This window comes from Anaerocolumna cellulosilytica, assembly GCF_014218335.1.
Lineage (GTDB): Bacteria > Bacillota > Clostridia > Lachnospirales > Lachnospiraceae > Anaerocolumna > Anaerocolumna cellulosilytica.
This window is the reverse complement of sequence record NZ_AP023367.1, coordinates 4,440,235-4,462,714: the sequence shown is the minus strand read 5'-3', so window position 1 is coordinate 4,462,714 and position 22,480 is coordinate 4,440,235. Positions and strand designations below refer to the sequence as shown.

At 37.6% G+C, this 22,480-nt stretch carries 16 protein-coding genes, 1 pseudogene and 1 other annotated feature; of the genes and pseudogenes, 12 read left to right on the top strand and 5 right to left on the bottom strand.

All coding sequences use genetic code 11. From position 1 onward, the window contains the following. Nucleotides 1-68: 68 nt before the first annotated feature. Nucleotides 69-425: a SpoVA/SpoVAEb family sporulation membrane protein gene (locus acsn021_RS18580; protein WP_184091663.1), complete on the top strand. Its 357-nt coding sequence runs from the start codon at nucleotides 69-71 to the stop codon at nucleotides 423-425. Nucleotides 426-594: 169 nt separating this feature from the next. On the opposite strand, the gene acsn021_RS18575 is transcribed toward acsn021_RS18580, so the two are convergent. After that, nucleotides 595-3,333, bottom strand: a complete 2,739-nt coding sequence (locus acsn021_RS18575; protein WP_184091665.1) for a transglycosylase domain-containing protein — start codon at nucleotides 3,331-3,333, stop codon at nucleotides 595-597. A gap of 410 nt (nucleotides 3,334-3,743) precedes the next feature. Here acsn021_RS18575 and acsn021_RS18570 point away from each other — a divergent pair, with 410 nt between their 5' ends. Continuing rightward, nucleotides 3,744-4,037: a DUF6514 family protein gene (locus acsn021_RS18570; protein ID WP_184091667.1), complete on the top strand. Its 294-nt coding sequence runs from the start codon at nucleotides 3,744-3,746 to the stop codon at nucleotides 4,035-4,037. 132 nt (nucleotides 4,038-4,169) lie between these two features. On the opposite strand, the gene acsn021_RS18565 is transcribed toward acsn021_RS18570, so the two are convergent. Further along, the gene (locus tag acsn021_RS18565; protein WP_184091669.1) at nucleotides 4,170-4,835 is read right to left on the bottom strand and encodes a YigZ family protein; all 666 of its coding nucleotides are present in this window, start codon (nucleotides 4,833-4,835) and stop codon (nucleotides 4,170-4,172) included. A gap of 10 nt (nucleotides 4,836-4,845) precedes the next feature. Beyond that, nucleotides 4,846-5,022: a DUF4250 domain-containing protein gene (locus acsn021_RS18560; protein WP_184091671.1), complete on the bottom strand. Its 177-nt coding sequence runs from the start codon at nucleotides 5,020-5,022 to the stop codon at nucleotides 4,846-4,848. Between the two features lie 229 nt (nucleotides 5,023-5,251). Between acsn021_RS18560 and acsn021_RS18555 the strand changes: the two genes are divergently transcribed. Continuing rightward, nucleotides 5,252-6,574: a replication-associated recombination protein A gene (locus acsn021_RS18555; protein WP_184091673.1), complete on the top strand. Its 1,323-nt coding sequence runs from the start codon at nucleotides 5,252-5,254 to the stop codon at nucleotides 6,572-6,574. A 107-nt stretch (nucleotides 6,575-6,681) separates the two neighbouring features. Here the strand turns inward: acsn021_RS18555 and acsn021_RS18550 are convergent, their stop codons facing one another. Further along, the gene (locus tag acsn021_RS18550) at nucleotides 6,682-6,900 is read right to left on the bottom strand and encodes a hypothetical protein (protein WP_184091675.1); all 219 of its coding nucleotides are present in this window, start codon (nucleotides 6,898-6,900) and stop codon (nucleotides 6,682-6,684) included. Between the two features lie 270 nt (nucleotides 6,901-7,170). Here acsn021_RS18550 and acsn021_RS18545 point away from each other — a divergent pair, with 270 nt between their 5' ends. The 9 genes from acsn021_RS18545 to acsn021_RS18500 all read left to right on the top strand — a co-directional run bounded on the left by acsn021_RS18545 (nucleotide 7,171) and on the right by acsn021_RS18500 (nucleotide 21,907). After that, complete coding sequence (locus acsn021_RS18545; RefSeq protein ID WP_184091677.1) at nucleotides 7,171-9,366, top strand: endo-1,4-beta-xylanase; 2,196 nt, start codon at nucleotides 7,171-7,173, stop codon at nucleotides 9,364-9,366. A gap of 218 nt (nucleotides 9,367-9,584) precedes the next feature. Then, nucleotides 9,585-9,827: a binding site (T-box leader), on the top strand. A gap of 221 nt (nucleotides 9,828-10,048) precedes the next feature. Beyond that, nucleotides 10,049-12,043: a 2-isopropylmalate synthase gene (locus acsn021_RS18540; protein ID WP_184091862.1), complete on the top strand. Its 1,995-nt coding sequence runs from the start codon at nucleotides 10,049-10,051 to the stop codon at nucleotides 12,041-12,043. Between the two features lie 252 nt (nucleotides 12,044-12,295). After that, nucleotides 12,296-12,817, top strand: a complete 522-nt coding sequence (locus tag acsn021_RS18535; RefSeq protein WP_184091679.1) for an Rrf2 family transcriptional regulator — start codon at nucleotides 12,296-12,298, stop codon at nucleotides 12,815-12,817. Beyond that, nucleotides 12,804-15,176, top strand: a complete 2,373-nt coding sequence (locus tag acsn021_RS18530) for a YhgE/Pip domain-containing protein (protein ID WP_197978582.1) — start codon at nucleotides 12,804-12,806, stop codon at nucleotides 15,174-15,176. Before acsn021_RS18535 ends, acsn021_RS18530 begins: the two co-directional genes overlap by 14 nt. Nucleotides 15,177-15,780: 604 nt before the next feature. Beyond that, on the top strand, nucleotides 15,781-16,566 hold the full coding sequence (locus acsn021_RS18525) for an InlB B-repeat-containing protein (protein WP_184091681.1): 786 nt from the start codon (nucleotides 15,781-15,783) through the stop codon (nucleotides 16,564-16,566). Nucleotides 16,567-17,114: 548 nt separating this feature from the next. Next, nucleotides 17,115-17,387, top strand: a complete 273-nt coding sequence (locus acsn021_RS18520; RefSeq protein ID WP_184091683.1) for a CD3324 family protein — start codon at nucleotides 17,115-17,117, stop codon at nucleotides 17,385-17,387. A gap of 528 nt (nucleotides 17,388-17,915) precedes the next feature. Then, entirely contained in the window at nucleotides 17,916-20,207 is a 2,292-nt protein-coding gene (locus acsn021_RS18510; protein WP_184091687.1) for a ribonucleoside-diphosphate reductase subunit alpha, read from the top strand. 92 nt (nucleotides 20,208-20,299) lie between these two features. Beyond that, nucleotides 20,300-21,328, top strand: coding sequence for a ribonucleotide-diphosphate reductase subunit beta (locus acsn021_RS18505; RefSeq protein ID WP_184091689.1), 1,029 nt, complete (start codon nucleotides 20,300-20,302; stop codon nucleotides 21,326-21,328). A gap of 120 nt (nucleotides 21,329-21,448) precedes the next feature. Further along, on the top strand, nucleotides 21,449-21,907 hold the full coding sequence (locus acsn021_RS18500) for a low molecular weight protein-tyrosine-phosphatase (protein WP_184091691.1): 459 nt from the start codon (nucleotides 21,449-21,451) through the stop codon (nucleotides 21,905-21,907). A 328-nt stretch (nucleotides 21,908-22,235) separates the two neighbouring features. On the opposite strand, the pseudogene acsn021_RS23180 reads toward acsn021_RS18500, so the two are convergent. Beyond that, nucleotides 22,236-22,355: pseudogene (locus tag acsn021_RS23180) on the bottom strand (rubredoxin-like domain-containing protein); the annotation flags it as partial. Between the last annotated feature and the right edge of the window lie 125 nt (nucleotides 22,356-22,480).

Here is a 22,480-nt window from a genome sequence, read left to right as displayed (position 1 = left end):
GTGCAACCTCTAGATTTATCGTTTCGCAATTAAATAATAGATACAAAAGAAAGGAGAGCGTTTTGTGTATGGATTATGTAAAAGCATTTTTAATTGGAGGAGCAATCTGTGCAGCAGTACAAATATTAATGGATAATACTAAGTTAATGCCCGGACGCATCATGGTTATTCTGGTATGTCTTGGTGCAGTTTTAGGCGCTGTTGGTATATATGAGCCTTTTACAAAATGGGCAGGAGCAGGAGCAAGTGTTCCCTTAAGCGGTTTTGGAAATACTTTATTTAAAGGAATTAAAAAGGCAGTGGATGAGGACGGTTTTATTGGAATATTCAAAGGAGGCTTTACGGCATCGGCAGTGGGTATATCAGGAGCACTAATATTCAGTTACCTTGCATCCTGGATATTCAGTCCTAAAATGAAGGATTAAGCAGGTTATATTTCAGGCTTACTTATATACCTTTCTATCTATTAGAATGTTGCGGATACCTAGAATAAACTTATGTTATACATTTTAAAAAGGTATATAACAAGCTTTTAATATAGATAAAGGCAGCGGTAAAATCACCGCTGCCTTTCCAATTATAAATTAACAATTCTTAATTACCATAATCATAATTAAATTCCACGTCCTCAGTTTCATCATCATCTTCGTTGCCTGGAGTTGGTGTTGGTAGATTCTCATTACCGTTTTCTGTTCCGTCACCTGGATTTGAAGGCGGTACAATTGGTGTAACTACAGGTGGTGTAGGAGTAATGTTACTTGGGAGTCCTGGAATCAGGTTTTTCATACCGGTATTTGAGGCATTGTGCTTCTTACAGGTTTCTGTTGGCTTAATATAAGGAGCGTCCTTGGTTGCAGAAGTTTCATCTTTAATTAAATATACCACCTCTTCTGTATCTCGACAATATTCATTGGCATTCTTTTTCGTTTCTTTACAGATGATAACTTTTTCATGAACATCACATTTATCCTTAGGTTGCGTGCCTTTTGCAAAATATTCCGTTCGAACCGTTGAACCTCCTACATAGTGGTCACATAGACCATCAACTGCCAGTTTACCGCTTTTAGTACAGATTTTAGCAGTAACTATGGAATCTGGTTTTGTAAAAGATACTGTTTCCAGCTTATAATGTTTATGAATTCGTTCCATAACATCACGCCATATAATCTTTTGATAACTTTTTTCCCTCTGGGTCTTATTCGTGTCAAAGCCAGACCAGATGGAAGCTGTATAGTATGGGGTATACCCGGAAAACCAAAGATCAAAATCATCAGAGGTAGTGCCGGTTTTACCAGCAATTGGCATCTTCGTATTTAAAAAGTTAACAGAACGTCCGGTTCCGTTACTTTTGGTTACAACATCCTCCATAGCACTAGTTAGTAGGAAAGCAGTGGATTCTTTCATGACTTGCTTTTGTACAGGATCAGTTTCTAATAATACTTTATTGTCATGATCTAATATCTTTGTATAAAAAGTTGGCTCGTTGTAAATACCACTATTCGCTATAGCAGCAAAAGCAGAGGTTAACTCAAGATTTGAAACACCCTTGGTCAAACCGCCTAAGGCCATGGGTAGATTTATATCTGAGAATACTTTTCCCTTATCGTCGGTCATAGATTCTACCAAAGAGGTAATACCAAGCTTGGTAAGATAATCATAACCTACTTGTGGTGTAACCTTTTCTAAAGTCTTAACAGTTACTACATTCATAGATTCTGTTATAGCCTGGCGTAGAGTAGTAAGACCTTTATAGACGCCGTTATTCCAATTGTTAACGTATTTGTCTGAGCCAGGATATTTATAGGCGGCATCATCTATAACAGTAGCAAGAGTCATTCCTGCTGAATCAAGTGCGGGCAGATAGGTGGATAAAACTTTAAAAGTTGAACCCGGCTGTCTAAAGGTATTTGTAGCGCGGTTTAAAGTACGGTTACCAGTCTTTTCGCCTCTGCCGCCAATTAATCCGACAACCTGGCCGGTTTTTTGGTTAATGATAACCATGGAAGATTGAGGCTGTAAAATCAGACTGGTATTCTCACCCAGAATGTTATCACCTTTCTTAATCTTTGCGGCTTTAAATTCTTCAATCAGTGCAAGAGCATCCTCTTTCTTAGAAAAATAAGTGGAAAAGGAAGAATCCGGTTCGAAGAAATCAGCAAGGTCTTTGGTGTGGTAGTGGATTGTAGTACCATCTTTTTTCTCAATTGACAAAGCATACGTAAGTTCCCAATAAGAATAAGTACCTACCTTAGGGAAGTAATCTTCATTGGAGTATACATCATCAAGAATTGCCTGAATATTGGAATCTAATGTTGTATAAATACTTAATCCACTGCTATACAAGGCTTTACTTGCCTGAGTATAAGTATATCCTTTTTCTGACTGTAAATCTTCTATTACCTGTTCGATTAATTCATCTACGAAGTAACTGTAATAAGAAGTTACGGACTGTTCCTCATTCACTGATTGGATTCTGGAATACACATCATCGTTAACGGCAACCTGGTATTCCTCCTCTGTACATAAGCCCTGTTTTTTCATATAATCCAAAATAAAGGAACGTCTTTTGGCATTATTATCAGGGTGATTAATTGGATTCAAATTAGTCGGAGATTGAGCAATCGCGGCAATAACTGCTGCTTCAGATAGATTCAATTCTCGTACATCTTTGTTAAAATAGCGTTTTGATGCGGTCTGAACACCATGAGTACCGGCACCAAGGTTAATCGTATTTAAGTAATACTCTAAAATGTCGTCTTTACTTAGTTGACTTTCAAGCTGTATGGCAAGGTATTGCTCCTGTATTTTACGAATAATACGATCTGTAAAATTATCTTCAGCACCGCCTTCAAATACTTGATTCTTTATCAACTGCTGGGTAATTGTACTGGCTCCCTCGTCAAAATTACCACCTTGGCTAAGACCGACGAAAAAGGCACGGAAAATACCGCGCATGTCTATACCGTTATGTTCATAAAAACGTTCGTCTTCTATACTAATAAAACAATTTTGTAAAACCTTCGGTATAGCGTCTATAGTTACATAAACTCGATTGGATTCGGCATCACTTAAGGTCTGTATTAAATTACCATCTCTATCATATATATTGGTTTTGAAGCCGTTTGGGGCAAGGTCCAACTGATTAACACTAGGTGCACCATCAGCGAGTCCCTTCAGAAGTCCAAAGCCGGCAAATGAACCTACGATAGCTACAAAAACAATTCCTACTAATAGCAACCGGAAAAGAGAAACTCTGGCTTTTGAGGCAACTTTTCTGGCGGTAGACTTTATCTGTTGTTGTTTTTTTGCAGTACCACTCTTACTAAAGTCCATAATAAACCTCCTTCATCCTGTTATTATATCAAATAGTACAAGCAAAATAAAGATAATTTTTGGAATACAGCATTCTTAGGGCATGTCTGAAAGCTACCTAATTAGGGATATTGAGTTTTCAGAGATGACATAGAGAGAACCGAGTGCTATTTATAAATGGGCAACAAAATGTTGCATGATAAAATTGTAAGTAATTGTCACTGATTTCACAATTGCGAATATTATAGATGGGAAAATTCATGTAATTTTTTCTTATTGTGAAATAATAGTTAGACGTGTCGAAATATGTCTATTAATGCGCAATATTGGTCTTTTCATCATTTATTTCGGCAGATATAATATAAATAGAATTAATCCTGCTGTGAAACTACGATGTAAAAAATTTATATGACGGACGTTAGGGAGGGGCTATGAGAAAATTATACTTAGAGGGTACGAAAACAATTGTACTGGAGGATAATAAAGAAGTTAAATTCGATTATTATCTGGTAGAAGATTACAGAAATCGTGGACAAGACATCATGTTATATGGAATTAAAATAGTACAACACATGGAAAATCATCTGGTGACGGAATACACAGAGCCAATTTCATACTCGAGGGATGTTGTTAAGAATATGGTACATACATTGTGGAACAATGAAGTAACTTTGGTAACCATGCTGGAAATAGTGGACGATCTGGTATCGGATTGTGTATTATAGAGTTAATCTTATCAGCATAGTGGGATGAAGTACTTGGCAGAAAGCCGAAAGTAAAAAATCTTTTAAGGAAACTTAAGGATTTTTTACTTTTTTGTATGCTCAAATTGATAGGATAACCGCTGGTTCTCCCTCTTAAGCAGTTGTCCTATCAAAAAGCATAATTTCCCCGGATACCTTAGCATAATAAAGGTCTTCTTCATGATTTAAAATCACCTTTCCGCCTGTAGTATCCAGTATAAGAGCTGAAAACTCATTATATATTTCATTGGGAATTAATAGATGCAAGGTAACAGAATCTGCATAATTGCTGTCAAGTATATGAACACCATGTCCTCCAATCAGATATTGAAGCTTTCCAAGACAGGTATAATCAGTAGTCAGGAACGCTTTCTTTCCTGGTATTTTTTCGATAATAACGGATTCTTTTAGACCTTCCTTCGCTGCGTCCTGATAAGCACGTACCAATCCTCCCGTACCTAAGAGTGTTCCGCCAAAATATCTGGTAACTATAATTAAAACATTATGGATTTGTTCTCCTATGATAATATCAAGTATTGGTCTTCCGGCTGTTTTTGCCGGTTCGCCATCGTCACTGCATCGCTGTATTTCATCTTTAAATCCAAGGACATATGCATAGCAATTGTGACTGGCATCCCAATATTTTTTTCTAGCAGCTTCGATTTGCAACAGAGCTGTTTCTTCTGAGTCTATCGGCCATACAGTGGCAATAAATCTTGATTTTTTTTCTATTATTTCACCAACGCCTCCGGTATGGACACTTTTAATAATATCTGGCATAACATACTCCTTATTTGAATTGGTTTAATTCTGCATTGTATTCATAATCGATTGCTTTTAATTGATTGCGGAGTTCTTTTTCATCGAGGTTCAGGGTTTGACATAATTCAGTCAAATTAGGGTAGAAGTCTCTTAACTGGGTGTTAATATAGCTTAATAAAATAATAGGATCTTGAGGTATTGACATGAGTATCTCCTTTTATGTTATTATTTGTGAAAGGGCTTTTTAACCCATACTTATTATATTCCCTACAGAAGTATTGTGCTTATTGTAACAATAGGGTGAATAGAAATCAAGTGGTTTATAGAGTAAACATAACAATACACGGGTTGTTGACGGATACTGTTATTTCAGATAAAATAAAGTAGAGTTTTATATTATAGAACGAAAATCCTTTCAGTAAGGAGAGCGAGATATGGATTTATTTGAATATATGAGAACCAGCAATCTTGAAAAGGATTCTCCCTTAGCCTCCAGGCTGCGTCCAAAAACTTTAGAGGAAGTGGTAGGGCAGAGTCATATTATAGGGAAGGACAAATTACTTTATAGAGCCATAAAAGCAGATAAAATCAGCTCAATTATATTTTATGGACCTCCTGGTACCGGTAAGACAACCCTTGCAAGGGTAATTGCCAATACGACCAGTGCTTCCTTTACACAGATTAATGCTACAATCGCCGGTAAGAAAGATATGGAAGAGGTTATAGTCAAGGCAAAGGAAAACAGCGGGATGTATGGAAAGAAGACAATTTTGTTCATCGATGAAATACATCGTTTTAACAAAAGTCAGCAAGATTATCTTTTGCCCTTTGTAGAAGACGGCACGATTATACTTATTGGCGCTACAACAGAAAATCCGTACTTTGAAGTGAATGGAGCACTTTTGTCAAGATCTGTGGTTTTTGAATTGAAACCTCTTGAAAAAGCGGATATAAAGGAGTTATTAAAGCGGGCAGTTTACGATACGGATAAGGGTATGGGCAGTTATAAGGCTATTATTGATGAGGATGCACTGGAGTTTTTGGCAGATATCTCAGGAGGGGATGCCAGAGCGGCTTTAAATGCCATAGAGCTTGGTATCCTAACTACGGAGAGGGAGAAGGATGACAATATTCATATTACCTTAGAAGTAGCAAGTGAGTGTATTCAGAAGAGAGCAGTCCGTTATGATAAAACCGGAGATAATCATTATGATACTATTTCGGCATTTATAAAGAGCATGAGAGGTTCTGACCCGGATGCCGCAATATACTATCTTGCCAGAATGTTATATGCCGGAGAAAGTATAACCTTTATTGCCAGAAGAATTATGATATGTGCTTCCGAAGATGTTTCGAATGCAGATCCGCAAGCATTGGTGGTTGCCACTGCTGCTGCTCAGGCAGTTGAACGGCTTGGCATGCCGGAAGCCAGGATTGTCCTTGCTCAGGCAGTTGCATATGTGGCTTGTGCCCCTAAAAGTAATTCCTCCGTCTGCGCCATTGATGCAGCTATGGAGGCGGTGCGGACAGAGAGGATCAAATCAATACCGGTTCATCTGATGGATGCCCATTATAAAGGTGCCGGAAAGTTAGGGCATGGTACTGGTTATAAGTATGCACATGATTATAAGAATCATTATGTAAAACAGCAATATTTACCGGATGAATTAGATGGCAGAGTTTTTTATGAACTATCCGGTGAAGGATACGAAAAAAAGTTAAAAGAGCATATGAAGAGAATCAAGGAAGAGGCTTAACAGGACAAAAAAGTGGCAGTTGCAAAATGCAACGCGCCACTTTTTTATTTGGGCCACCGTTTATTAATCCCTATTATATTCCATGAGTTAGGGTATGAACTTATTTTTTATTTCACACTATCGTCTTCTGATTTACCTTTGACAAGACGATGAACTAATAAATAACCATACATCATAATAGGAATAGTAACGGTACAAAAAATACTGGCCTTAAAAAGGGTATTGGAGCTAGGTGAGGAAATAAATGCAGCAACTAATGTCACAATATATAAGGAAACAAGTATTATTACCGCAGTCAAGGCAAGGATACGCTTTAGCTTTTTCAAATTAACTCCTATCTGTGCATTTTAGCACATAAAATATTAATTGTATTCGTTCATACATTTAAGCAACGATGCGTTTGTCAATAACAGTATATCGAAAGCATTACCGAAAATCAATTGATAATCGCAAAGAAAAATTATCTTTTCATTTAATGGAAAATATTGTATAATTAAAGTGCTGTATGTATAGATAAACCCCGGCCAGGACTAGTTTATCTATGAAGCAGAAGTTACAGAGAGGTATATAGTTATATTAAATTAGGAGGTGGTTGTATGAAAAGCAAAAAGATAGCAGCAATACTGGTAATTTTAGCAATACTAGTAACCGGGACAAGCTTTTATGTACCGAACTTAGGAGTTGCTGCATACGGAAACTTAATACTTGATGATTTCGAGAACGGTTTAAATGGCTGGGGACCCAGAGGAATTGAAGCTGAAATGGTAAGCTTAAGTACGGAGCAAGCGCATTCAGGTATGAATAGCATTAAGGTCAGTAACCGTACGGCGACTTGGCATGGAGCAACCAGTGACAAAACGCAGGACCTTACGCTGGGAGAAACTTATGTATTTGGAATTTGGATTAAATATGTGGGGAGTTCTTATTCTAATACTCAAAAATTCAGCTTACAGCTTCAATACAATGATGGCGTAAGCGACCAGTATAAGAACATTAAAACTGCGTCTGTTACAAAAGACAATTGGACACATTTAGAGGGAGAATATACAATTCCTACCGATGCTACCAATGTCTACATTTATGTGGAGACAGAATATAAGTCATCACCGTCCTCACAAGATTTTTTGGATTTTTATCTGGATGATTTTACTGCAACACCCGCAGATTTGCCAGATATTGAGGATAACATTCCAAGCCTGAAAGAGGTTTATGCACCTTATTTTAACATAGGTGGTGCTGCCACTGCCAATGAATTGGCACCGGCGCCGGGGAAGGCTCTTGTGAAGAAACATTATAATTTATTAACCCCGGGAAATGAATTAAAACCGGACGCTGTACTTGATTATAATGCCACCATAGCATATATGGAGGATAACTCTGGTGACCAGGTAAATCCTCAGGTTAACATAAGAGCAGCCAGGACACTATTAGAATATGCAAGAAATAATAATATACCGGTAAGAGGACATACACTGGTATGGCATTCTCAGACACCGGATTGGTTCTTTAAAGAAAACTATTCCACAGACTCCAATGCGCCATGGGCATCTAAGGCGGTAATGTTACAAAGACTTGAGAATTATATTAAAAACCTGATGGAATTAATTAGTACAGCCTACCCGACGGTAGAATTCTATGCATGGGATGTAGTTAATGAAGCAGTGGACCCAAATACTGCAACGGGTATGAGAAATCCGGGTTCTAATAATACAACACCTGGGAACTCTCTTTGGATGTTGACGGTAGGAAGCGATTTTATTGAAAAAGCGTTTGAATATGCAAGAAAATACGCACCGGAAGGTTGTAAGCTCTTTTATAACGACTATAATGAATATGAAAGTAAGAAAAGCTCCTTTATCTATGAGATTTTGTCAGATTTAAAAAAGAAGAACCTGATTGATGGTATGGGGATGCAATCCCACTGGACTATGGATTATCCAAGTCTTAGTATGTTTGAAACAGCAGCCAGAAAATACAACACTCTGGGGCTTGAACTTCAGCTTACAGAATTGGATATAAAACAGCCGGATGGCAGCAGCAGTGCCCTGGCTTCCCAGGCAAGCCGCTATAAAATGTTGATGAATAAAGTAGTAAGTCTGAAAAAAGAAGGTATTAATTTTACAGCTGTAATCTTTTGGGGAGTAACGGATGCGACAAGCTGGTTAGGAGGGTATCCTCTGCTCTTTGATGCAGAGTACAAAGCAAAACCTGCGTACTATGCTATCATTGAAGGAATGAATCCGACAGGCACGCCAACACCGACCAAAGTACCTACTGCAACGCCTACAATAACGCCAACGGTTAGCCCCACCCCAACGGTATCCCCGTCAGTGACCCCAACAGTAACCCCTACGCTGACACCAACAAGCAGTCCAACGCCCACGGGCAACCCAGTAGAAGGGATTCCAGCAGTAACAGTTACGACTAAAAATAGTGGCAATTCCATTGGGCAGAAGTATACAGTAACGGCAGTGGGAGGAACCATTGATTTATCCAAAGTGACTATAACCTTTACAGGAGAAGGAATGAGCAGTGCTGCGCAAAATGTATGGTGTGACCAGGCGGCTCTACAGACTACCTATCCTCCGTACTATGCTTCCTTAAGTGACTTTGTTTCAGGTGCTGTTCATGACAAAATATTGACGCTTACTGTTAGTAAAAGCGCTGAATTAACAGCCGGAAGCGGAAGTTTTGTTATGGATATCCGTTTTGCCAAGACAGATTGGTCTGCTTACGGTACCATATCAAATCCTGTAGTAAAAGTATATTATGACGGAGTTTTAGTAGACTAATACAATAAAGGGAACTGACAAATAAAGAACCACGTAATTACTGCTTATGCAAATATGGCAGTTGCTATGTGGTTCTTCCTTCTTAATTAAACAACTAATTTTATAGGTTGCAACTTATGTCATATTCCAAATGAAAAGAAGGATGATAAAAAAAATCAATATAACTGATTAAATTTATCACTGGTTTTACAAAAAAATATCTGCTATAGTATAGAAAATGAAATGCAGTGAAAAGGAATAGTAATGATAAACCTGATTTCAGAAAGCTGTTGGCTGATGGGAAACAGTATCCGGTCTATGATGAACTCACCTTGGAGCAGCTCGTTGAACAATAAGTAGACGAAGCCGGAACAACCTCCGTTATAAGGTTTAAGTATAAGGCATTTAGCCCGTGCTTGTAAGTGCATGATTTATCATGAAGTAGAGTGGTACCGCGCAAGATTTCATCTTTCGTCTCTAGTTAAGTGTTCGCATTTATTAGGAGACGAAAGATTTTTTTATATTTGTACAATTCCATGTTTTTAGTAAAAAACCACCTCCTGTGGGAGGGTATAATAAAGATGGAAAATATGAACTAATAGCGTTCCTGATAGATAAATGAAAACATATCAATTGAAAAAGTCAACATCTTGATTTAAGAGTGTGCAAGCGTCAATACGTTAGAACACACAGATGGGAGTTTATTATGGAATTTAAAAAATATGAGAAAGCTTATTTTATGCCTCCGGTTCTATCTTATGATTGGGTAACAAAAGATTACATTGATAAAGCACCTTATTGGTGCAGTGTTGACTTAAGAGATGGTAACCAGGCATTGGTAGAACCTATGAGTTTGGAAGAAAAAATAGAGTTTTTTCAATTGCTGGTTGATATCGGTTTTAAAGAAATAGAAGTAGGATTTCCGGCGGCTTCTGAGACGGAGTATAATTTTATCCGTACTATTATTGAGAAAAATATGATACCAGAAGATGTTACCATCCAAGTACTTACCCAGGCAAGAGAACATATTATTAAGCGGACTTTTGAAGCGTTAAAAGGAGCACCTCATGCAGTCGTCCATCTTTATAATTCTACATCTGTAGCACAGAGAGAGCAGGTCTTTGGCAAAAGTAAAGAGGAAATCAAACAACTTGCAATCTCTGGAGCGAAGTTATTAAAAGAGCTTGGTGATAAAACAGACGGTAATTTTTCTTTTCAGTACAGCCCTGAGAGTTTTCCGGGAACGGAGGTTGACTTTGCACTGGAAATATGCAATGCCGTATTAGATATATGGAAACCGACACAAGATAAGAAAGCAATTATCAACATTCCTACAACAGTAGAAAATGCAATGCCTCACGTCTTTGCAAGTCAGGTCGAATATATTAGTAAAAACTTAAAGTACAGAGAGAATGTGGTAATATCCATACACCCTCATAATGACAGAGGAAGTGGTGTATGTGATGCAGAATTAAGTCTGCTCGCCGGGGCAGACCGTATTGAAGGTACCTTATTTGGGAACGGAGAACGTACAGGAAACGTTGATATAATTACAGTAGCTATGAATATGTATTCCCATGGTGTTGACCCAAAACTTGATTTTGGGAATATGCCAAAGATATGTGAAACCTATGAAAGACTTACAAGAATGAGGGTTTACGAGCGCTCTCCCTATGCCGGTGAACTGGTATTTACAGCCTTTTCAGGTTCTCACCAGGATGCCATAGCAAAAGGAATGAAGTGGAGAGAAGAAAAAGGAGAGAGAATCTGGAGTGTACCTTATCTGCCTATTGATCCAAAGGATATCGGAAGAGAATACGAATCCGATGTAATCCGTATCAACAGCCAATCCGGTAAAGGCGGCGTAAGCTATATCTTGAAACAGAATTTTGGTTTATCCCTTCCTGAAAAGATGAAGGAAGAAGTAGGATACTTTATCAAAAATGTTTCAGATAGAGAACACAAAGAATTGTCTCCAGGATTAATATATCAGGTGTTTGAAGAAAAGTATGTGCATAATGCACAACAATTCCAGATAAAAGAATTCCATTTTAAACAGGCAGAAGGAATTTTAGCGGAGCTAACTATCTGTGAAGAAGGCAAAGAGTTTGTAATAAGTTCAAGTGGTAACGGACGCTTAGATGCTATTAGTAATGCAATCAGACAGTATTTTGGAATTAATTATGAATTAATGATCTATGAAGAGCATGCCTTGTCAAAGGGAACTTCTTCAAAAGCGGTTTCTTATATTGGTCTTAGCTATAAGAATAAACTGTATTGGGGTGTTGGCTTTGACGAAGATATTATAAAGTCCTCTATTATGGCTCTAGCAGTAGCTGCAAATCAGCTGGTGGAAGCAGAAGGCACGCAGTCCCGAAGAGACGGAAGAATGGTTGAAATCCTGAACTTTATACATCGCAACTATAAAAGTGTAACCTTAGAGGACTTGTCAGAAGAATTTTATTTATCAAAGCCGTATCTTTCAAAATACATCAAAGAAAATACTGGAAAGACTTTTGGGGATATTGTAAAGGAAATACGGATATCCAAAGCAGAAGTATTGTTAAAAAGCAATGGTATGACTGTAGATTCCATTGCAGATAGAGTGGGCTATCAGAATGTGGAGCACTTCAACCGTCTTTTTAAAAAAGTGCATGGTATGACCCCTGTACAGTTTCGGAATCAAAAAAACGGATAGTATTTTTAATATCTCATAAAACTGTTGTAATGTATGTGCTGTACGAGTCTGCAGATACGTTACAGCAGTTTTTTTGTCTTGCAAGGCATGGCTTTATATGGTTTGCTGTGCAAAGCATATAAAAAATAATTAATTTTAACCAAGATATTCAGAATTATCACAATTGACTAAGAATAAGAAAAGGATTACTATTTCATCGTAGACATCATATATCCATAATGGATAATGAATATCGTTAAAGGAGATGAGAAAATGAAATTAACGAAAGGCATTGAGCAGGCCATCTGCATAATAACTTTGCTGGCGACACAGGATCCGGATATCCCAGTAGCTTCCTTAGAGATTCATACGCGCCTCAAAGGTTCATTGACCTATACAAAAAAAATAATACGTAAGTTGGTTGTGGCAGGTTTAGTAGATTCTGTATCCGGAAATAACGGCGGATTTACCCTTGCCCGTAATTGTGCAGATATTAACCTGCTTCAAATCGTTGAAGCTTTGGAAGGAACGATAGAGACCTATCCGGATACCGGTTTAATTGACGAGGTATTTAAGGATAAACAAGCCATCGCCAATCAAGGAACAATTGCTTTACGAAATGCCTTTTCAAAAGCTGATGTATTGTGGAGAGAGGCTCTTAAAACCATTACAGTACAACAGTTATTAGAGGAAGCACTGGGGAAAAAAGAAATCCTGCCTATTAACTGGAATCATTCAGAACGACGGGAATTGTTGATTCGAAAGGTGATGAAAAATATTTATGGAAATGATTAAATCAGAATGGAAAAAGATATTCAGCAATAAAATCCTGTTAATTTCTTTTATCGTAATGTGTTTTATACCAATACTGTATGCTTCTTTTTTCTTGAAATCTGTATGGGATCCCTATGGAATGACGGAAAATCTTCCAATAGCAGTTGTAAATGAAGACAAAGAAGTTGCGTTTGAAGGTAAGACACTTTCCATTGGAAGGGATGTAGTAAAAGAGTTGCAAGAGGATAGTACACTGGAATGGCATTTTGTAAGCAAAGCAGAAGCAAAAGAAGGACTAAAAAATAAAGATTTTTATATGATTCTTACATTGCCGGATAATTTCTCTGCCAATGCAGCCACCGTGTTATCAGATAACCCTCAAAAAATGAGTATTGAGTATGAAACGAATGGTGCCTTAAATTACTTTGGTGAAGTAATCGGTGACCAGGCCGCAAAAGAGTTAAAAAGCAAGGTTTCAGAAAAAGTTACAAAAGCTTATGTAGATTCAATTGTAGGTCAGTTATCAAAAGTAGCAGATGGGTTTACAACCGCAGCAGATGGTTCAACAAAACTAAAAGATGGTATTGATAAAGTAAAAGATGGTAATGAAACAATTTTTGAAAATTTAAACAAATTAAAAGATGCCAGCCTTACATTCAGTGACGGTACAGATTCCATAAGTTTAGGTCTAAGCCGTTACATAGGAGGTGTTGAGCAGGCAAGAGACGGTGCAAAAGATTTACAAACAGGTTTAGGAACTTTAGCAAAAGGTATTACCGCGTATACACAAGGTGTCAGTTCTGCATATGCAGGCATTGCACAGTTAAACGGTAACTCCAAAGCCTTAAATGATGGCATGAAGCAGGTGGCTGACGGAGTTGCCATGATACCGGAACAATTAGGCAGTAAACTTGCCGGACTTTCTGAAAATAGCGAGAAAATCACGCAATTGGCAACGGGTATGTCTGCTGTAGATACGGCAATTAATCAACTTAAAGATGGGGCAGATAAAACAGCGGCGGCCATACCTGACGAGGAAAGTATTGATGCTTTAACAAAATACTTAAGCCCCGAAGTCTTTAAAAATCTGCCGGCAGAACAACAGGCTGTTATACTTGAAAAAGTAACTGCATCACTAAATGGTTATAAGACCTTAAAGCAGGCTGTCCAGGGTGTGGCAGGAGGACTTGAAAGCCTTTCCAAACAGACACCTGTGCTTGTTAAAGGAACGCAGACATTATCTGACCAGATTACTACGTTGGCCGGCAGTACACCTGCGTTAATGGAAAAGCTGACGACACTTAATGAAGGTGCAAAAGAGTTAGAAAAAGGGTTAAAAACCTATACAGCAGGTGTTGGTAAGCTGGATAGTGGATTAGGTATGTTAAATACAAAAGCAGAGGATTTAAACCTAGGTGCTAAAAAAGCAGAGAAAGGCTCAATGGCACTCTACGATGGTTTAACTCAAATAACTGCAAACGATGCAGCGTTAACAGAAGGTGTAACAAAACTAGCAGACGGAGCTAATAAAATCTATGATGGTACATCACAATTAGCAGACGGCTCTGAAAAGCTAGACACTGGTTTAACGGAACTGGCAGCTGGTGCAGGGGACTTAGAAGCTGGTCTGTCAGAAGGCAAGGAAAAAGTTAGCGCAGTAGAGATATCAGAGGCATCTGTAGACATGATAGCCTCACCAGATACTTTAAATAAAACGAAATATAGTGAAGTACCGAATTATGGTCATGCTCTGGCACCATATGTCATGTCCTTAGCCCTTTATGTAGGCTGTATGATATTTAACTTTATCTATCCAATCCGTAAAGTAGCTAAAAGTGGAAAATCAGCCTTTCAATGGTGGGTTAGTAAACTATCTGTAGGGTTTGTTGCAGCCACTGCAATGGCTTTATTAGAAACTATCATTATGAAAGTACTAGGAATCACAACTAGTAATTTTGGCGAATACATTGTAATGGCTCTCATTACGGCTTATGCATATATGTTCTTTATTATGCTGCTTGCTATGGCATTTGATAATCCAGGTCGCTTTGTTGCAATGGTATTATTGGTTCTTCAGTTGGCTGGTGCGGGGGGAACTTTCCCGATGCAGTTAACCTCTGAGTTCTTTAATAAGATACATGCATTGTTGCCAATGAGCTATTCTATCATGGGATTTCGGCAGGCAATCAGCGGAGGACTTGGTGGTGCAACCTTTACCCACAATATGGCAGTGCTTGCCTGCCTGGCAATTATAAGTATTGCTTTATTATTAGTGGCAATGGAGCTGCTTCAAAAACATAATAAAGCAGGAGTATCTCAACTTGATAATAACCAGAAGCTGTTTGATACGGACTATGACTATGCTGAGTCTAATATGTAAACATTTAAGTAGTGCAAAATAAAATATTCGTAACAGGTGCTTTGGCATTCTCTAATTTACGGATACATTTTAGAAATATATTTTAGATATATATCTGACCTTCAAACGTATATGGCAAGATTTAAAAGGAGAAATTTTCTGCTCTTACAGCAGAGATTTCTTCTTTTTATATACAATCTTATTTATTTCTTTACAACCATTAAATCAGAATTCGCAACCAGATTTAAGAATAAAAGCGGTAAAGGAAGATGGGGAAAATTATTCGGTGTGGTTTTCTTATCCTGAAAAATACGGGCATAATTATGATTATATTCTATACATTAATGGATCTGTTATATACAGTAATCATGAAAACAATAACTCTGGTAACAGGATATATTATGAAGATAATGGTTTCCTTAATTTGTTACAGCAAATTATACCATTATATGGTTCATAAAATTAGTAAAACATCCGATAGAATAAATAGGTAAATAAAAGATGAACGGACATAAAATTTCCGATTAACAAAAACCTTGTTACAAATTAATAGAAAGGAATCAGGATTTCAATTCTATGAAAGTGAATATAACGCACCTTTCATAGAATGGTTATTGGTGGACATATGAATTTACAAAAGAAAGTTTTGCTTTTCATAAGCATTTGGAGTATGGCAGCAGTATTTTTGTTTTCTCACCAGACAGCAGGGGCATCTACTACACCAGCACCGGTAAAGGTCACTTTTGATGCCAATGGCGGGGATACAATAGCTGAAACGAAAGAGTTGACAGTAGGGGGTACCTATGGTAAATTACCGGTTCCTAAGAGAAAAAATTACACCTTTAAAGGCTGGTACACCTTTAAGAACAATGGCACTAAGGTAACAGATGCCAGCACTGTAAAAATAAAGACTTCACACACGCTGTATGCCCGATGGTTAGGAAACGAAAAAACAATAACTTTAAACGCTGGCGGCGGTAAGGTATCCTCCAATAAAGTTACTGTTTATTTTGGAAGTAAGTATGAAAACCTTCTGCCAACGCCTACTAGGGACAACTATACCTTTGATGGATGGTACACAGCCGCAAAGGCAGGGGATAAAATAGCAAAAAGTGATGTCTTTGATGAAAGTTCAAAAACCAAGCTTTATGCTCATTGGAAGATTAAAACTCTTAAAATTAACTTTATAACGTATAATGACGATACCTATGAAAAGGAAGTACAAGTCGGTAAGAAATATGGTAAATTACCGGCACCAAAGAAAACAGGTCATGTTTTTGGCGGCTGGTATACTTGGGACGATTATTCAAACAGCGATGCAGAAGCAGTTACGGCATCAACTGTTGCCAAAAAAGCAGGTGAACTGAATCTATTTGCTCGTTGGTATTTAAAAGAAGAAAAGTCAGAATAGCTTTTCCAAAATAAAATTATACGAAGAATCATAAACAATTCTGTCATGTTTTTGAACTTGCTGTTTCTTAATTTTCTGGTATAATAAAACAATGTATAGAATGAAATTAATGGAATTATATGAGAGTGGTGAAACTCATTATTAGGTAACAGGCAGGGATATTTTTGCTTGTATCAAAATTGTAAACCCAATTATTTAATGCTTAAAAATAGAAAGGAAATCCTTATGAAGTCAATTTCTGCAATCGATCGAAAACTTATCTCCGCGCAAAGACCACAAAAATTATAGTCGGCGATGCTTTGCTCGGAGTCTGAATCAAGTAGCTGGTGTTGAAATACAGTTTTTAATTGTCCTTTTGTTCTATAAAGGATTAATTTGGGTACTCTGTTTTCAGCATTTGCTTTTAAGGATTCAGATAAGGATTTTTAAAATAAATTTAACTGCAGCAGGTTTCCTGACTGCAGTTTTTTTAATATAAAAAAATATTGGTGGTCTTTGCTTTATCTAAAACATGAATTTAAACTATTTTAGAGAAGCAGGGAGCAGATATGAAATATATAAAAGCAGAAAATATTTTACCGGAAAGTTTAGTAAAGCAGTTGCAGGAATATGTCAACGGAGATTATATATATGTACCTAGAAAAGAAGGAGAGCAGAGAGCCTGGGGAGAAAAAAGTGGAACCAGGGCGTATCTGAAAGAAAGAAATCAGGAGATATTCAATAAGTATCAAGAAGGAGAAACTTTGCAAAAGTTATGTGAAGATTACTATTTATCAGAGCAGAGTATACGGAGAATTCTAAGAGAAGAAAAGAAAAAATAATCAAGTTTGGTACAGAAGTATCTATGAATTAGCAATTTCTTATTTAAGGGGTTATAGTAAAAGGGCAGTGGTTATATTTTCTTGTGATAACCAAGAGTGAATTTTGTATGATAGAAGGGAATGATTTTAATGGCTTTAAAACCTCATAGGGGAAAAACATTACGTAACCTGCCCTCCCGCGGGAGAGGAACTTGCCCGGTATGCAAGACAAAAAGGATAAAAGTATTATATCCGCTTATAGCCGGAGATGGTGGTAAAACGACAGTTTGTAAAAGATGCCGCAATAAAAAGATAGACACAGTAGAAAGCTTATAAGAGAATTGAAAGACAACATCCGTCAGGTGTTGTCTTTTTTGTAAGCGCCATATTCCTGATGTGCTATAGCAAATCAGGTTATTCGTTAAAAAAGTTACAATTAGGTCAAAATGCCAGTAGTCAAAATAATCAAAGTGGTATACAATATGTATAGCCGTAATAAGATTATATATACTATATGTTGTATTAAATGTATTCAGGAGGATTACTTGAATGGATATTATGATAAGAAAGCGTAATGGCAGGCGGGAACCATTATGTGTTGAGAAAACTAAGAAAATGGCAGCCTATGCCTGCCGGGGTTTAGCAGGATGTGACCCAGTTGAACTAGAGATGGATTCAAAGCTTCAGTTCACAGATAACATGAGTACCAAGGAAATTCAAAAAATTTTGATTCAGACGGCCATTGAGAAAATGATACAAACTACAAGAGATTCTTTTGGCAATGAAACCAAAAAAACCAATATAGACTGGCAGTATGCGGCAGCAAGGCTTCTCATGGCAGACTTGTATAAAGAAGCGGCAATAAACAGAGGCTATGACGCTTTCGGATATGGAGATTTTTATGAGCTGGTAATCAAATTGACAGAGTTAAACTACTACGGTTTCTTTCTTATAGAAGAATATACGGTGCAGGAAATCAAGGAGCTTGGCAATTATATAAAGACAGAAAGAGATTTTTTATTTAACTATGAAGGATTAAAGCTTCTGTCAGACAGGTATTTAATTAAAGGATTTGAGAAAGAGGTTTATGAACTGCCCCAAGAGCGTTTTATGGCTATTGCCATGCATCTGGCAATACCGGAAGGAGAACAGAAGTTAGAATATGCTAAAAAGTTTTATGATATCTTGAGTGAATTGAAAATGACAGTGGCAACACCCACACTGGCAGCGGCAGGAACACCTTTTCACCAGTTAAGCAGCTGTTTTATCTCTACCGTTGGGGACAACCTTTGGTCAATCTATGATGTGAACTCAAAGTTTGCCAGTGTTTCAAAGCATGGAGGAGCCCTTGGAATCTATGTAGGTAAGGTCAGGGCCTTAAATAGTGAAATCAGAGGCTATAAGAATACTTCCGGGGGAGTAGTGCCCTGGATACGACTTTACAATGATACGGCTGTGGCAGTGGACCAGTTAGGAAGAAGAAAAGGAGGAGCTTCCATAACACTGGATGTATGGCATCAGGATTTGTATGAATTCTTGGATTTAAAGACCAACAACGGGGATGACAGAAGAAAAGCCCATGATATTTTTACTTCTATAAGTATACCAGACTTATTTATGAAACGCTTGGGTGAGAGAGGGCAATGGTCTTTATTTGATCCTTACGAGGTACATAAGCAAATGGGATTTTACCTAGAGGATTGTTATGATGAGGAAGAGAATGGTGAATTTACCAGACGTTATCTTGCCTGCGAAGCCAACAGTGTTTTAAATCGGACAACGGTGCAGGCTCTTGATATTATGAAGAAGGTAATGAAATCCGCCGTAGAAACCGGAACACCTTTTATCTTTTTCAGGGATACGGTTAACCGGACAAATCCTAACAAACATGCTGGTATGATTTATGCCTCCAACCTGTGTCATGAGATTGCCCAGAATATGAGTGAGTCTTCCTTTGTGGAAGAAGTTATTCAAAATAATGAAGGGAATAAGGAGGTCATCACCAGAGTTAAGGCGGGTGATATGGTGACTTGTAATTTAAATTCTGTGAATCTTGGAAGAGTGGGCAAGGAAGAATTAAAGGATGTTATACCCTTACAGATAAGAATGCTTGACAACGTGATTACCTTAAACCAGACGCCTGTAGTAGAGGCAAGAATAACCAGTGATAAATACCGTGCAATTGGACTTGGAACCAGCGGTTACCATCATTATCTTGTAAACCACCATATTCCTTGGGAAAGTGAGGAACACTTAAAAGAAGCAGATTCTTTGTTTGAAGAAATTGCATATCAGGCGATAAAAGCCTCCTGTGATATTGCAAAGGAAAAGGGTGCGTATCCGGCTTTTTCCGGTTCCCAGTGGGAGAGCGGGGCGTATTTTGAAGCCAGAGGCTATATAAGTGAAAGGTGGCGCGTGCTAAAAGAAGAGGTTCAAAAGTATGGGCTTCGAAACGGGTATCTAACAGCAGTGGCACCAACTGGAAGCACCTCAAATATCGCCGGAACCACAGCGGGTATTGATCCCATTTTTCGCAAATTTTTTATAGAAGAGAAAAAGGGCAGCTTTACTCCAAAGGCTGCACCGGATTTGACAGAGGAGAACTTTTGGCTATACAAAGAGGCTCATCATATAAATCAGTTATACAGCATAAAGGCTTGCGGTATCAGACAGAGACATATCGACCAGTCTCAGTCTTTTAACTTGTATATTACACCTGAGGTAAAGGCAAAGGATATCCTGAATTTGTATGTAGAATCTTGGAAAAATGGTGTAAAAACTATATACTATGTACGAAACCAGTCCTTAGAGATGGATGAATGCACAAGCTGTTCCAGCTAAAAATAATATATACCATTGGTAATTATGCAACAGTTTTTGAATGTGATGAAAGTGGAGACAAGTCACTGTTTCTATAGTTAGGAGAGAATACCATGATTAAGAAGAAAATATTTAATGAAGGCGGAATTAGGGGTACGGAGAAACTGATTGAGGGAAATACTACAAATTTAAGGGAGTGGAACCGCATAAAGTATACCTGGGCAAAGACTTTTTACCGCACTATGCTGAATAATTTTTGGATTCCTGAGGAAATATCTTTAAATGAGGATATCAAACAATTTCCTCTTTTGACCAACGGAGAAAGGAATGCCTTTGATAAGATTATATCCTTCCTGAATTTTTTAGATTCGATTCAGAGTGAAAACCTGCCAAATTTATCTCGATATGTGACTGCTCCGGAGATATCCTCGCTCCTAAATATCCAGGCATTTCAGGAGGAAATTCATGCCCAGAGCTATTCTTATATTTTGGATACGGTAACAAACCCTATAACAAGAGATAAGATTTACGATGAATGGAGGGAGGATAAACAACTCCTTGCCAGAAATAGATATATAGCCAATATCTATCAGGAGTTTAATGAGAACCCATCCACAGAGAATTTTATACGGACAGTAACAGCCAATTATATTCTGGAAGGTATATATTTTTATTCCGGTTTCAGCTTTTTTTATACGCTGGCTAGGCAGGGAAAAATGACGGCTACCAGTACTATATTTAAATATATTAACCGGGATGAGATAACTCATCTGGTACTTTTTCAAAATATAATTAAGGAACTGCGTGGTGAAAAACCTGAGATATTTTCACCGAAGCTGTTGGATGAAATTCGGGAAATGATGCGGACAGGTGTAGAAATGGAGATAACCTGGGGACAATACGTTACCAACAATGAAATTTTGGGGATAAATAATTCCCTGATTGAAAAATATATTAAATATCTCGGAAATCAAAGGTTAAAGGCCATTGGACTTGAAGTGTTGTATCCTGAAATAACGGAAAATCCTATGGCATGGATTGATGGATTTTCAAGTCTTAATCAGACAAAGACCGATTTCTTTGAAGCCAAGGTTACGAATTATACCAAGGCGGCAGCGTATGACTTCGATGATTTGGAGTAATCAAAGCGAATTCAAGTAGCGGAAGGAATGAAATAAGAAGGACAAAACTAGAAGGTTAAAATAACAATACAAATCTAATAACTAGACTAATAACAAGTAATGAGAATGGAAGGTTTTTATATGATAAAAGTTTTATTTGTCTGTCTGGGGAACATATGCCGTTCTCCTATGGCTGAATATGTATTCCGGGACATGGTAGAAAAAAGAGGTTTATCAGATAGAATTTATACGGCTTCAGCCGCCACCAGCGGAGAAGAAGTAGGAAACGGAGTACATGCCGGAACAAGAAAAATACTATCAGATTTAGGAATTGATTCCTCCAAAAAGAGAGCAGTAAGGCTTATAAGAGAGGACTATGAACGTTATGATTACATTATCGGAATGGAAATGAGAAACCTGGCCTCTATGGAGCGGATATTTGGAGGAGATAAGAATAAAAAAATCATGAGACTACTAGAGATGTCCCCTAATCCAAGGGATATTGCAGATCCCTGGTACACAGGCGATTTTGATAAAACCTATAAAGACATATATGAGGGCTGTTCTTTACTGCTTGATTACCTTTGCAGGAAAGGCTAATTGCTCGTATTACATAATGAGCCTCCCATCGGATAAAATGCAGTTATCTGATGGGGGGCATCCTTATAAAAATAGCAAAGATGTTATAGCCTGTTAGCTGAAGCTATGTTTAATATTTACCTAATTTCATATGTCCTGCTAGTTCTGTTTTACATCTTTGTTTGATTACCCAAGCTTCATCCTTGGCCTGTGTAAAAGCAGCCAGACATTTAGGATCTAAATTATCTTCGATACCCTCCTGACTTAAAGCAATAATCTTATCTGCCAATGTAATAACTTCCATATGAATAGCGTTAGTGCGGTCGGAACGGTAGATTTTTTCAGCATCTTCAGCATTGAGTTCCTCAAATTTTTCAGCACCCATTTTACATTTTGGACATTCGTTAGGAGCAGTCTCTCCTTCGTGCACATAACCGCACACGGAACATTTGAATAGTTTTTTCTTCATAATAAAATGCCTCCTGTATTAATATTTTCCATTATACTAAACAAATTTAGTATCCCACAATATGGTATATACGTCAATGGCTTAAGCAGTATTTAGAGTAATTCCCTATAAAAGGGTAACCCTTA